We start from the raw sequence: 13,181 nt of genomic DNA, 5'->3' as shown, positions 1-13,181 counted from the left end.
ATAGCGCACCGCCCGCGTGGTTCATGCGTCCAGTTCAATATCGCCTGCTGGTACGGCCATACAGGCGAGGATCTGGCCCGGTGCTACGCGGGCGCTCGGCTCCAACGGGTAGGAAATCCTGCCCCTGAGCAGGCTAACGGCGCATTCGCCGCAAGAACCCGAGCGGCAAAGACTAGCCGGTTCAAGCCCTTGCTCTTCCAGCGCATCAAGCAACACTCCATTCTCCGCACTCCAGGTGAAATTCTTTTCGCTCCCACGACAAGAGACTTCTGCGGGCGGATAGTTCTCAAAAAGGCGTTCCAGATCGGTCGCTGGTGATGCGAAGGTTTCGCTGTAAATCTGCGAAGCAGAAATTCCCGCTTGCTCGCACGCCTCGAATACCATCTTGGTGAACTCTTCAGGCCCGCACACCACCACCCTGCTGCAACCGCGTAGTCGTGCTGCGATCGCAGCAGCCGCTGGCCGCCCCTCGGAGGTGTCGATGCGATCCAAGCTGATTGGCGCCTTCAGCCCGGCAGCCATCTGTTCCAGCCGGCAGTACAAGGCACTGGCTCCGCCACGTTCGACATGGATGAACCTCAGATCTTGGCTGCCATTCACCGCTGCAGCATCCCCGAGCAGCCCCAAAGCAGGAGTGATGCCAATTCCAGCGCTGACGATGGCAGTGCTGGAGCCTAGTACATTAGCCGAGGTCAGCACACCGTACGGCCCTGAGACAAGAAGTTGCTCGTCCTCCTGCAGCTGTGCTATTTTCGCTGAAGCTTCACCTTGGATGCGAACGGCGATACTAATGCCCCGGTCGCTCACCGAGGTGATGGTGTAATTTCTCCACAGCGGATCTGGCAAGTGAACCCTTAGATGCATGCCCGGTTCATACTCAGACTTAATCCATCCGTAAGGATCGTGAAGCAGCAGTTCGACTACTCCTGAGCCCAAGTCCTCGTTTCGAAGTATGGTCATGAACCGTGGAGAGATCTTCACTGGAACCAGTTCTTCGGCTTCTGTTGCTTCGTTTTCTATTTCAATTGAGGCGCCAGTCTCCAAGACCCCGGATTCCAGAACGGTTCCATAAATGCCACAGTGAACGTGGCCAAAGTGCGTTGCCAGCAAACGGGGTCCGTTGGTATCGACTTCGGTAGTATCCGGATTTACCGAGGTTGCTGAGCAACGGGCGATTGATTTGGTAATGGCAATACGGGTTTCGCCTATGCGCAGCACTTTGCCAATAAGCCCATATTCCGAGTATGCGGGCAGGCCTTCCACCACAAGGTTGCCTCGATACCGCCGGGGATCCAAGTGCACCCCGGATACTCGCGACAGCTCCGCAACCGTATTGGGGTTAATAATCGAAATGCCCGACAGTCGCGAATCGAACATTCCTTGCGGTGCAGACACCAATCTTCGCGGTTTTGGCCCCTGCGCCGGCAAGTGATTCGACAGATAGGCGCTGGCGGCATCCCTGCCATGATGGCTACTGGCATCAAAGGTCAATGGTGCCGCACCTGTAGATGCTGGCGCGGTCATGGTGATAAGTGGAAAACTGGATTCAACTTGCCACTTTTGCAGGCTCTTGTTGTTCTTGAGAATAGTGAAGCTTAGGCAGCTCTGCCACTGCCCGTCTTGGTGCTCAATTGTGCCGTTTCCGAAGGCGACACAGCGATCGCCCTCTAGCCCGCTTCCCTTTTTGGCTGCGACCGAACTGACTGCTTCGCCTGGTAGCCCTTTAACAGGAAAGCGATATATTTGAGCAATTTTCATGATTACATTCTAGTAAGTGCCGAGTTCAGTACGGGAGTTCCAGGCGGCGCCAATCGAAGGCGCCAGAGGATATCGGAATTTCAAAACAGGTAATGTTCTGCCCCTCCGGCTACATGGACTGCTCCCCGGCATCTGCGGGTGCTTCCAATCGCCGCGCGCCCACACCTTCACGCGCCAATTGGTCTTCCGGATTCAGGAGGCTGCAGGCCTGCATCGACAGGCAGCCGCATCCAATGCATCCCATAAGCCGATCTTCTAATTCCTCGATGGCACGCCGCCTCGCTTCGAGTACTTTCTTCCATTCCTCTGTCGCGCGAAGCCAGTCTCTTTCCTCGGGGATTTTTCCCATCGGCACTGGTGCCAAAGCACGCTTGATGTCGCTGAGTGGGATGCCCAACTTACTGCCGACACTGATCAACGAGATACGACGCAGCAAGTGGCGAGGATAGCGTCGCTGATTCCCCGCTGTCCGCATGGAAACGATCAGCCCAATATCTTCGTAATAATGCAGTGCAGATCTGGCCACACCAGTGCGTTCGCTAACCTGCCCGATGCTTAGCAGCTCACGCCCGGGAAAATTTTTTTCGCAATCCCCAGATTCCGCTGTGTGAAGCATCACCACCCCTTTCCTTGACCTCAAGTTTACTTGAGGTCTTAGGGTGGAAGTATTCAAAGTTGTTGGCAAAAGCTCGGGCTTTTGCATCAGTTACTGGAGTTTTATTCCAACTCCAGGCAAAGGAGCGGCTCAGTGAGCGAATTATCAGATGGATTCCGTACAGCCTTCCGTCACCATCCTGCTGGAGTAGCAGTGATTACTGCAGCGGTCGACGGGGCATTCTACGGTTTAACTATCTCTTCCCTCGCTTCACTTTCCATTGATCCCGTTGCCGTTTCGTTCTCGCTGGCCAAAGAATCCGGCGCTGCCGGCGCTGTGCTAGCAGCACCGAGTTTCTTGATCCATATGCTCGGCGAAGACCAGCACGAGCTGGCAAATAATTTCGCGCGCCCGGGTGCCCCACGATTTACCAGCGATCAACATTTCCGGGTCTTGCCCACCGGCGAGCCACATTTCATCGAGGCTCCCGTTGCTTTCCGCGCCAGTATCCACTCCTCCATCAGCGTTGGAGGCTCCCGCCTGATTGCTGCTGAAGTCCATGCGGTACTCTTCGGGCATGCGCAACAGCAACACCTGCTTTACCAGGATCGCGAGTATCTGAAATTGTCCGGATTGCGTGCCGATTCGACGACGAGCTAATTGAACGATGCCTCCTGCGGCATAAAAATAGCCGCCACAAATGTGGCGGCTATTTTCATGCCCGTGGATTAGTCGCGGGTCAGGCGACGGTGGGTAACACGGTGCGGCTTAGCCGCGTCGGCACCCAATCGTTCAACCTTGTTGCTCTCGTAAGAGTCGAAGTTGCCTTCGAACCAGTACCAGTTCGATGGGTTCTCCTCAGTGCCCTCGTACGACAAGATGTGGGTCGCGACTCGGTCCAGGAACCAACGGTCGTGGGAGACCACTACAGCGCAACCCGGGAACTCAAGCAGCGCGTTTTCCAACGACGACAGGGTTTCAACGTCCAAGTCGTTAGTAGGCTCATCGAGCAGCAACAGGTTGCCACCCTGCTTGAGGGTCAGTGCCAGGTTCAGACGGTTGCGCTCACCACCGGAGAGAACACCTGCCTTCTTCTGCTGGTCTGGGCCCTTGAACCCGAACGCCGAAACGTAGGCACGCGATGGCATCTCAACTTGACCGACGTTGATGTAATCGAGGCCGTCAGAAACGACCTCCCACAACGACTTCTCTGGGTCGATATTTTCGCGATTCTGGTCGACATAGGAAATCTTGACCGTGTCGCCGACCTTCAGGGTGCCACCGTCAAGCTCTTCCATGCCAACGATGGTCTTGAACAGGGTCGACTTGCCGACGCCGTTGGGACCAATGACACCCACGATGCCGTTGCGCGGTAGCGAGAAGGACAGACCATCGATCAATACACGATCGCCGAATCCCTTCTTCAAGTTTTCGGCTTCGATTACCAGCTGGCCCAGGCGCGGGCCTGGCGGAATCTGGATTTCTTCGAAGTCCAGCTTGCGGGTGCGCTCGGCTTCCGCAGCCATTTCCTCGTAGCGCGCCAGACGAGCCTTCGACTTAGTCTGACGGCCCTTGGCGTTCGAACGAACCCACTCGAGTTCTTCTGCCAGACGCTTAGCAAGCTTCTGGTCTTTCTTGCCCTGAACTTCCATGCGCTCGCGCTTCTTCTCCAGGTAAGTGGAGTAGTTGCCCTCGTATGGGTGCAGGCGACCGCGGTCAACTTCACAGATCCATTCGGCGACATGGTCCAGGAAGTAGCGGTCGTGGGTTACGGCCAGCACGGCGCCCGGGTAAGATGCCAGGTGCTGTTCCAGCCACAGTACGGACTCTGCGTCCAAGTGGTTAGTAGGCTCATCGAGCAGCAGCAAGTCCGGCTTCTGCAGGAGAAGCTTGCACAGTGCTACACGTCGACGTTCACCACCGGAGAGGTGGGTAACTTTCTCGTCGCCTGGTGGGCAGCGCAGCGCGTCCATTGCCTGTTCGAGCTGATTGTCAATGTCCCAAGCGTCGGCAGCGTCAATCGCTTCCTGCAGCTTGCCCATTTCTTCCAGGAGCGTGTCGAAGTCGGCACCGTCCTGTGCCATCTCTTCCGAGATTTCGTTGAAGCGAGTGATCTTTTCATAGATCTCGCCAACACCTTCCTGGACGTTGCCCAGGACGGTCTTTTCTTCATTCAGTGGGGGTTCCTGCAGCAGGATGCCTACCGAGTAGCCCGGTGAAAGACGCGCTTCACCGTTGGAGGGAGTATCGATCCCCGCCATGATCTTTAGGATCGTTGACTTACCAGCACCGTTGGGTCCCACGACGCCAATTTTGGCACCGGGGAAGAACGACATGCTGACATTGTCAAGGATGACTTTGTCGCCAACGGCCTTGCGAGCCTTGGTCATCGTGTAAATGAATTCCGCCATGTTCTTAAGGCTAGTCTGTTGCGGGGGTCATTTCCGAATCCACACACCACTATTTTGGGTTGGTGGTGCCCGGATTCACACGAAACCCTCAAACACCACCAGAACACGCGTCTTCAGGCCGCTTCCCCATCCTCGCTTTGCCAGCTCGCTTCAGTGTCGGACGAACGTGACGGGTGCTGCACACGCTCCATTTCGCCGGTATCTGTCCGTACACGGTTGAAGGAACTCGTTCCAAAACGCAGATCGTGACCAATTGAATAAGCCTCGATATCTGCGCTATTCCCTCGCGAGCCATCTGCTCGTTCGAATTCTCGGATCTGCAACTTTCCGAAAATCATTACATGGTCGCCTTGCCCCAGGGATTCCATGGAATTCTCTCCCAGGGCACGGAACGCCGAAACCGCATACCAATTGGTCGGCCCGTCGACCCACTGCCCTGTTTCAAGATCGCGTTTTCGCTCATGCGTCGCTACTCGGAATTTCAAGATAGAAACGCCCTTGGGCGTAATGCTGAGTTGAGGTTCCGTTCCGACAATTCCGCGGATTGTCACAAGATCGCTCATTGGACTGCCTCCTATTGGATACAAATGGCAGAAGCCTTTTCTGCCATTGAATCCGATGATGGCGCACCGCAAGATCCGGTCGGACGCAAAGTCAACGGCCTGTGGATAAATCTTTAGCCCATTGAGGTTTGAATGCGCCTTTCAATAGCATGGCGGCTATGACGATTCCTGGCAAGATCCAGCCGGACCAACCCATGATTGATGCTTTTGTTGCGTCCAAAGGAACTCCCATCACCATAAACAGTGAAACCAATCCCACGCTGGCGTTGAAGGCTCCATGCGCCAAAGCCGCTGGCCATACGGAATCACTGTAGGTACGCAACCAGCCAAGGAAGGCGCCAAATACGGTACACATGCCGCACATAGCCATGACTCCCCACGCGCCCGTAGCCATCGGATAGTTGTAGCCCAGAAGCACCAATGGTGCATGCCAGATCCCCCAGACGACGCCGGATACAAGAATTGATACAAGTTGCCCATAAGGCTGCAGGCGAATCCAAAGCCATCCCCGCCAACCAATCTCCTCTCCTAAAGCAAACAAGGAATTCATGAGGCCAGCGACAACTATCAACCCCGCCTGTCCGAGAAGGTAGATTGTCGGGCCTTCCTGGCCGGAGACAACGCGCAGTACGGTGAAATTCTGCAGATCACCAGGGAAGACCCCTAGCCATGTTCCGATGAAGGGCGCTTGAAGTATGAGCCCGAGCGGAATCACATAGGACAGCACCAGTGCGATGGCAAACTTCCCCGGACGCTTGATTGGCCAGAGCCCAACCTCGGAGGTGAAGCTCGTTAGCCGGCGTTCGACAATGGCAATCACTAGAGCAGCGATGGTCGGGGTAAACATCATTGCCATGGCGATTCCTGGAAGCTTGGCATCATTTATGCCTTCTCCCATCCAAAGCGGCAACGCTACGGCCCAAGCTAAAACCACGCTTAGCACACAGAAGCACACGATGCTCAACACGCTACCGATTCTCAATTTCGGCAACTTAACTACTCCTAATCAGATGATGATCTACATTCGTTTCTCCAGCCTATCGGCCTCAAGTCGTATTTTTGGTGATCAATGAGCTAAACTATTTTCGGTTATGCCTCCGTAGCTCAGCTGGATAGAGCAAGAGCCTTCTAATCTCTAGGTCGCCGGTTCGAATCCGGCCGGGGGTACGAAATAAACCGCCGTTCACTTGGTAATACAAGTGAACGGCGGTTTTCGCATCTATCCAGATCTAGGAATTTGACCAGTGTTAGGCCTCATTTCTAGCTTGAGGCCCTTTCCGGCCGAGCCTGTCAGCCAGCCCTCGTCCTATTTGCCGGCCACTAAATAAGCACCCGCCCAAGAAAGTTCCTTCCAGCGCGTTGTACCCATGCATCCCGCCGCCCCCGAATCCAGAAGCTTCACCGGCCGCATAAAGCCCGTCAAGAACTGTTCCGTCGTATTTGAGGACTCGCCCAGATAGGTCTGTCTGCAGTCCGCCTAATGACTTTCGCGTCAGAATGTGCAGCTTCACAGCTATCAATGGCCCCGCCGCAGGATCGAGTATCCTGTGCGGAGCAACTGCTCGGGTCAAACGGTCTCCGATGTACTTTCGGGCATTGCGGATAGATTGAATTTGGCGATCTTTGCTAAATGGATTTTCAGTTTGCGAATCACGAACCATTAGTTGCTGGTGAAGCCGCATCGGATCAATATGTGCTTCCGGCGCGATTGCATTCATCTTCGTCACGAGCTCCTCGACGGTAGTCGCTGAAACGAAATCCGCACCTTTGTTCAAGAAATCCGTGACCGGCCCCGGAGCACCCTTGCCAAAGAACCGGTCCTTGATAACTCCGGCTTTATCCCGATTAGTCAGATCTGGATTTTGCTCCGACCCTGACAGCGCAAACTCCTTCTCGATAATTCGCTGATTTAGCACGAACCATGAATAGTCGTACTTTCGCGCAGTGGGATCGGTGCGCAGGTATTTCAACGTGCCCAAAGTGTCGTGCCCCGGAAGGCAAGGAGGACGAAGGCGGTTCCCTTCGGCATCGAACCACATCGGGCTTGGACCGGGCAAAATTCTAATTCCATGAGCGGGCCAAATTGGGTTCCAATTCTGGATTCCCTCTGTGTAATGCCACATTCGATCGCGGTTAACAAGACGCGCCCCCACCTCCTGCGAGAGTTCAATGCCGCTGCCGTCAACATAATTCGGAACGCCGGTAATCATGCGCCCCGGCGCGATGCCGAGCCTGTCGGGCCAGAGTTTCCGAACCAGGTCCTGATTTCCGCCTATTCCCCCGGTTGCAATCACCACTGCTTCAGCCGAAAACTCGAACTCCGAAACCACGTTTCTTGACGACTGTTGCCCGCGTGGAGCGTCATCAGGCGACAAGACCTCACCGCGAACGCCGGTAACTGAACCGTCAGTGGTCACCAATCCAGTAACCCTGTGGCGGTTGAGCAACTCGGCATGTCCCGTTTGCAGTCCGTCGAGCACCCTATTCACAAATGGCATCGATACCCCGGTGCCAGTTCCCCAGGCGATGTGAAATCTGGGTACAGAATTCCCATGCCCTTCGGCGCGACCATCGCCGCGCTCTGCCCAGCCCACAACTGGAGTCAGATCTATGCCTTTTTGCTTGATCCAGGACCGTTTTTCAGTAGCTGCGAACTCCACGTAGGCTTTGGCCCAACGTTGCGCCCACAGGTCCTCATCGTCCAACCGGTCAAATTGTGCACTATGCTGCCAATCCGACCAGGCAAGGTCAAAAGAATCACGAACTCCCAAGCGGCGCTGTTCAGGAGTATCAACGAGAAACAGTCCCCCAAAAGACCAGTAAGCCTGGCCGCCGAGATTACCCCTGTTTTCCTGATCCAGGATTCGGACTCTCAGTCCTGCATCAAGTGCCTCGGACGCTGCAACCAGCCCGGCCAATCCAGCACCCACGATGATCACTCCGCATTGTTCGGAACTCAACTTCACGATCCCACCTCTGCACGCAAGAAATTTACGAGTTTTCATCTCGAGCGTACTTCCCGGTGGGCAATGCCACCATACCCGTATTTTCCGCAAAGAAATCTGCTGACTAGCGAGAACTTTCGTTCTTCACCACCGTTTCTCTTCCTGGTCCGGCCGTCGAATCTGTGAATGTCATGATCGTGAGCCGTGCAGCGGCGCATAATCACTCAGAATCCCGACTGAACAGTAACTTATCCCCCTAATTTGAGATAAACTCTAGGAATTGTAGAAATCGAAAGGGACAGTGCCCGATGACCCAACTGGTCGCCCACCTCGCGCGACAGAGAATCACGGAACGCACCAGCATCAATCTAATATTCCTTCTTGCAGGATTATCTTTTGCGACTTGGGCAGGCCGCCTCTCCATTATCGACGCTGTTTTCGATTTCTCTGGCTTGAACCTCGGATCGTTCTTGATTTGCAGCACCATCGGAACTTTGCTCGGAATCTCCCTTATTCCGTCGGTGAGCAAATTCGTTCCAACACGCCGCCTGTTGTGCTGTTTGCCCATCGGATTAGCAGCATGTTTGGTCGTACTGGGCATAGCCATTTCGATAACCGAGGAAGCCACTCTTGCCTACGTAGCCCTGTTCTTTTACGGGCTTACTTTTGGCTGTTTGGACATCATGATGAACGTCAGCGGCGCACAGGTTGAACGTCGTGTCGGCCGCAGCATCATGCCTTCCCTTCATGGGTTCTTCAGCCTGGGAACCCTAATTGGCGCCGGGGTGGCAACAGCAACCATTTCCTTGAATATCTCGAGCCTTTGGCACTTCTCGTTTGTCGCGGTCATCATTCTTCTTCTCGCTTACGTTGCCCATCGAGGTATTACCTGCTGGGAAAACGAAAATTTGGTTCCAATCAACAAGGATGTCCCCCAGAACCGAATTCAATCAACGCACAAAATGGGACTCTTGCTGCTGCTTGGCATAATGGTCGCCGGTTTAAGTTTCAGCGAGGGTGCGGCCAATGATTGGATTGCCGTTACTTCGGTTGACGGGCACGGTTTCAAGCATCAAATTGGCGCGCTCATGTTCACCTTGTTCGTCGCAGCAATGACGCTGGGACGCTTTGTCGGCGGTCGCCTTGTGGACCGCTTCGGCACGAAAAATACACTCCTGATCATGGGAATTATCGGCCTTCTCGGCGTCGGCTTGTTCATCACCGGCACAAGTCCCTCCCTAGTAGGCCTCGGTGCAGCATTGTGGGGCCTCGGTAGCTCGCTCGGCTTCCCCTTGGGCATGAGCATCGCTGCTTCCCGCGGAGAACGCCTGGGTCCAAAAGCGGTGAGCATCGTCAGTGCGTTTGGATATGGAGCAATGCTTGGCGGTCCACCATTTATTGGTTTCGTCGTCGATACCTTGAAGTTGCCTCAGGCCTTATGGATTTGCGCGGTAGTTCTGATTATTTCGTTGTCCTTGACGCCGGCGGTAACCCGCAACCGGAAGCCGTCCGACAAGACGTCCTAGACGGGCAGAACCGCACGCTCCTTGATGTTTCGCATGACTATGGTGCTCGTCAATTTTTCCACGCCCGGTAGATCAACTAGGACCTCGTCGTATACACGCTGGTAATGCGGCAGATCCTTGGCAAAGACTCGCAATAGGAAGTCTGGCTCGCCGAAAAGGCGCTGCGCATCAACTATTAGCTCTTCCCTCTCTACTGCTAATTCAAAATGCTTAAGCTGCGCTCTGTCTTTCAACGTGACGAAAACCAGGGCCTCGAATCCCAGTCCAACCTTCTCCGGGTCAATCACCGCTTGGTAGCCGCTGATGACTCCCCTGCGCTCAAGATCTTTGATCCGGCGATGACAGGGAGCCACCGATAGCCCAACTTTTGCAGCTACCGCGGTAGCGCTCATCCGTCCGTCATTCTGCAACTCGGCCAAGATCGCACGGTCTAGTTCATCCATGAAATCAGACTACAGCACAAATAATTTGCGCCATTTAACGCCAGAGCAATTTTTTCTTGCCGAAGGGCCGGGTATCCCCAAAGAATCGGCAAGCACATTTCACGATTTTTTCCTTACTGTTATCAGAGCACAGGTTTCTAGATTTGGAGAAGCAATGGATCTCTCGCAGTTCACCGGGTTCCTCTTGGTATCGGTGACGTTGGCGTGCACGCCCGGCGCCGACTGGGCGTACATCATTTCCTCTGCACTGGGCAAAACCAGCTATCGCCCAGCCGTATGGGGATTGCTCTCGGGATACCTGGTTCATACTGCATTGCTGGTGTGCGGAATTGCGGCCCTGGTCGCGAGTTCCCCGTCACTTCTCCTCTGGCTCACGGCAGCCGGATCGGTCTATCTGCTGTGGCTAGGCATTGCGACCCTGCGTTCCTGCAGGAACGCCAGGTTCTTTGATGCCAATGCTCCATCTACCTCCGAAATTGAAGCACTCGATGGCGATTACCCTCGGAGCAATCCCGAACCTACCGATAGCACCGTCGCGCTGTTGGACAAGGTCCGTCATCGATCGCTACGCGGCCAATTCCTCAAGGGCCTGCTCACCAGCGGCACTAACCCCAAGGCACTACTGCTGTATGTGGCCCTCATCCCGCAGTACCTGGATTCATCCCTGGATCTTCCGCTCTCCCTGCAAACCGGCGCTCTTGGGCTTACTCATTTCGCGGTATCGATCCTCGTGTACTTCTCCGTTGCATTGGCTGCCAGGGTGCTGCTTCGCTCCCGGCCCATGGCGGCACGCATCGTAACCATGTGCTCCGGAACCATAATGATCCTCTTGGCCCTGGGCTTGGTCTACGAACAATTCTTCGTTGCATAAGAATTTATTGAACACTGATCAAGACAATTGAACGGTGATCAAGTATGCTCTTAATCGATGGCTCTTCGGTCATCTGTAACGCAAGCATGAATGGCTGTCCGATCATGGAGCCCGCCGTTCAAGCTACGAACCTTGCGCTGGAGCACTCGTGGAACTACCCCCAATTCGATTTGAGAATGTCACTGTCCGCTTTGAAGAGCGCGATGTCCTCAAAGATGTGCGATTGACTCTCAACGAACAGCGCATCGGCATTATCGGGGCAAACGGTGCTGGGAAGAGTACGCTCTCCCGGCTCATCAATGGCCTCGTTTTGCCTACTGAAGGATCCGTGCACGTTGGCGACCTGAACACTCGGAATCATGCAAAGCAGATCCGCCGCGATGTTGGTTTTGTCTTCCAGAATCCAGCAAATCAAATCATCATGCCGCTGGTCTCTGAAGACATTGCGTTCGGACTGAAGAATTTGCAAATTCCCAAAGCAGAGCGCCAATTGCGCGTGCATGAGACACTGGCAGAGCTCAACATCTCGCATCTGGCAGATCGCGAAAGCCACACTCTTTCCGGCGGCGAGCAGCAAATGGTCGCACTCGCTTCCGTCCTTGCCATGCGGCCACGAACCATTGTTTTCGATGAACCCACTACGATGCTGGATCTGCGCAATCGACTCGCGTTCCAACGCGAAATAGCCAAGCTGGCGCAACGTGCAATTGTGGTGACGCACGATTTGGAAATACTTGAAGATTTCGACCGCGTTCTCGTGGTCACCGACGGAGCTATCGCATTCGATGGCCGACCGGAAGAAGCAATCGCCCATTACCGCCAATGGAGCCACGCATGATCGCGGCCAAGAATACTTCGTATCTAGCGCGTGTTAAGCCGGGATGGAAATTCGGAACATTGCTGGTTCTGAGCATCGGGCTTTACTTGATTAGCTCGTGGCAGGTCTTGCTGCCCCTGTTCATTCTCAGTGCGATACTGCTGCTTTCGGCTAGGGTCGACCTCAAGCAACTGCGCATGCCACTGTTCTCATTGGCCATGATTCTCGGCATCGTCTTCATTCTTCTCGCCCTGCAAACCGATTGGGCCAACGCCGTGGTCTCGGTCCTGCGGCTGCTGACCATGTGCCTGATGGCCTACGCCGTCAGCCTCACCACAAGCTTTGACGCGATGCTCGAGCTCTTCCAACAGGTTGCCTCTCCATTACGATTCCTTGGAGCTAATCCAGCGCAAATCGCATTGGGATTGTCCATGACAATACGGTTCATTCCGGAATTGAAAAAGGTATACCTCGAAGTTCGCGAAGCCCAGCATGCTCGGGGTCTGGGCAACAATCCGTTGGCCGTGAGTGTCCCATTAGTTATCAGATCACTAAAAATCGCTGACGAGACAGCCGAAGCGTTAGACGCCCGCGGCTACGATTCAGCACCTTACCGACGCTAAGCGCGTCAGCTACTTCCATCTCGCTCGCACTTCCAAGGAAACACAATGCCAACTCGCACCGACTCAACTTCGCAAACTCGCAATACGGTATACGTCGCAGTCTTTGCCGCCATGATCGCGGCCATGGGGCTCCTTCCCCCTATTACATTGGGGATCATCCCGGTACCCATTACCCTGCAAACCCTGGGTGTCATGCTGGCCGGCGCCTTATTGGGACCTTGGCGAGGTTCATTGGCCTCACTGGTTGTCGTAGTCCTGTCTTTGGCAGGGCTGCCCTTGTTGGCTGGTGGGCGTGGTGGGCTTGGAGTCCTGTTCGGGCCGACCGGCGGATATCTCATTGGATGGATTTTCGGGTCACTCGTTATTGGAGCCCTCTTCAAATACTGGGTTCTGCGCTACGAAAACAAGGTCGCCCGATTCATGTCCGGACTGGCCTCGGCTCTCCTTGGCGGAATCGTCGTCATCTATCTGTTTGGCGTTCCGTGGACCGCTGCTGTTACCGGGCTTGCTCTGGGCACATCCTTGCTGGGGTCTCTCGGATTCCTGCCCGGGGACGTCCTCAAAGCCGTAGTCGCCACCCTGGTGGCCCTGACCGTGCACCGTAGCTACCGCGGGTTGATGAAGTAGCT

General features: G+C 54.9%; 13 protein-coding genes and 1 tRNA gene. 7 read left to right on the top strand and 7 right to left on the bottom strand.

What is annotated here, in order from left to right:
• Window positions 1-21: 21 nt before the first annotated feature.
• Window positions 22-1,758 (bottom strand): MOSC domain-containing protein, encoded by a 1,737-nt coding sequence (locus ACIOJF_RS04025; protein WP_105659196.1) that lies wholly within the window; start codon window positions 1,756-1,758, stop codon window positions 22-24.
• Between the two features lie 109 nt (window positions 1,759-1,867).
• On the bottom strand, window positions 1,868-2,374 hold the full coding sequence (soxR, locus tag ACIOJF_RS04020; protein ID WP_105659195.1) for a redox-sensitive transcriptional activator SoxR: 507 nt from the start codon (window positions 2,372-2,374) through the stop codon (window positions 1,868-1,870).
• Between the two features lie 132 nt (window positions 2,375-2,506).
• Here soxR and ACIOJF_RS04015 point away from each other — a divergent pair, with 132 nt between their 5' ends.
• Complete coding sequence (locus ACIOJF_RS04015) at window positions 2,507-3,013, top strand: flavin reductase family protein (protein WP_181149006.1); 507 nt, start codon at window positions 2,507-2,509, stop codon at window positions 3,011-3,013.
• 68 nt (window positions 3,014-3,081) lie between these two features.
• Here ACIOJF_RS04015 and ettA read toward each other — a convergent pair whose 3' ends face one another.
• From ettA to ACIOJF_RS04000, 3 genes are all read right to left on the bottom strand, one after another.
• The gene (ettA, locus tag ACIOJF_RS04010) at window positions 3,082-4,764 is read right to left on the bottom strand and encodes an energy-dependent translational throttle protein EttA (protein ID WP_105661447.1); all 1,683 of its coding nucleotides are present in this window, start codon (window positions 4,762-4,764) and stop codon (window positions 3,082-3,084) included.
• Window positions 4,765-4,877: 113 nt separating this feature from the next.
• Window positions 4,878-5,327, bottom strand: coding sequence for a single-stranded DNA-binding protein (locus ACIOJF_RS04005; RefSeq protein ID WP_105659229.1), 450 nt, complete (start codon window positions 5,325-5,327; stop codon window positions 4,878-4,880).
• 91 nt (window positions 5,328-5,418) lie between these two features.
• The gene (locus tag ACIOJF_RS04000; RefSeq protein WP_133834188.1) at window positions 5,419-6,294 is read right to left on the bottom strand and encodes a CPBP family intramembrane glutamic endopeptidase; all 876 of its coding nucleotides are present in this window, start codon (window positions 6,292-6,294) and stop codon (window positions 5,419-5,421) included.
• Window positions 6,295-6,420: 126 nt separating this feature from the next.
• On the opposite strand from ACIOJF_RS04000, the gene ACIOJF_RS03995 reads away from it, so the two are divergent.
• A tRNA-Arg gene (locus tag ACIOJF_RS03995) sits at window positions 6,421-6,494 on the top strand.
• A gap of 80 nt (window positions 6,495-6,574) precedes the next feature.
• Here the strand turns inward: ACIOJF_RS03995 and ACIOJF_RS03990 are convergent.
• Entirely contained in the window at window positions 6,575-8,287 is a 1,713-nt protein-coding gene (locus ACIOJF_RS03990; RefSeq protein ID WP_286134578.1) for an FAD-binding dehydrogenase, read from the bottom strand.
• 293 nt (window positions 8,288-8,580) lie between these two features.
• On the opposite strand from ACIOJF_RS03990, the gene ACIOJF_RS03985 reads away from it, so the two are divergent.
• Entirely contained in the window at window positions 8,581-9,798 is a 1,218-nt protein-coding gene (locus ACIOJF_RS03985) for an MFS transporter (protein WP_105659215.1), read from the top strand.
• Here the strand turns inward: ACIOJF_RS03985 and ACIOJF_RS03980 are convergent.
• On the bottom strand, window positions 9,795-10,241 hold the full coding sequence (locus ACIOJF_RS03980) for an Lrp/AsnC family transcriptional regulator (protein WP_105659214.1): 447 nt from the start codon (window positions 10,239-10,241) through the stop codon (window positions 9,795-9,797). The genes ACIOJF_RS03985 and ACIOJF_RS03980 overlap by 4 nt on opposite strands.
• A gap of 154 nt (window positions 10,242-10,395) precedes the next feature.
• Here ACIOJF_RS03980 and ACIOJF_RS03975 point away from each other — a divergent pair, with 154 nt between their 5' ends.
• The 4 genes from ACIOJF_RS03975 to ACIOJF_RS03960 all read left to right on the top strand — a co-directional run bounded on the left by ACIOJF_RS03975 (window position 10,396) and on the right by ACIOJF_RS03960 (window position 13,179).
• The gene (locus tag ACIOJF_RS03975; protein ID WP_105661450.1) at window positions 10,396-11,112 is read left to right on the top strand and encodes a LysE family translocator; all 717 of its coding nucleotides are present in this window, start codon (window positions 10,396-10,398) and stop codon (window positions 11,110-11,112) included.
• Window positions 11,113-11,260: 148 nt separating this feature from the next.
• Entirely contained in the window at window positions 11,261-11,950 is a 690-nt protein-coding gene (locus ACIOJF_RS03970) for an energy-coupling factor ABC transporter ATP-binding protein (protein ID WP_105656637.1), read from the top strand.
• The gene (locus ACIOJF_RS03965; RefSeq protein ID WP_166650789.1) at window positions 11,947-12,552 is read left to right on the top strand and encodes an energy-coupling factor transporter transmembrane protein EcfT; all 606 of its coding nucleotides are present in this window, start codon (window positions 11,947-11,949) and stop codon (window positions 12,550-12,552) included. Before ACIOJF_RS03970 ends, ACIOJF_RS03965 begins: the two co-directional genes overlap by 4 nt.
• A 45-nt stretch (window positions 12,553-12,597) precedes the next feature.
• A complete protein-coding gene (locus ACIOJF_RS03960) occupies window positions 12,598-13,179 on the top strand; it encodes a biotin transporter BioY (RefSeq protein ID WP_105656639.1) in 582 nt (193 codons plus the stop codon).
• The last annotated feature ends 2 nt before the right edge of the window (window positions 13,180-13,181 follow it).

The organism is Glutamicibacter sp. NPDC087831, assembly GCF_044742845.1.
Classification (GTDB): domain Bacteria; phylum Actinomycetota; class Actinomycetes; order Actinomycetales; family Micrococcaceae; genus Glutamicibacter.
The sequence above is the reverse complement of the archived record's forward strand: the minus strand, read 5'-3'. Positions and strand labels throughout refer to the sequence as shown.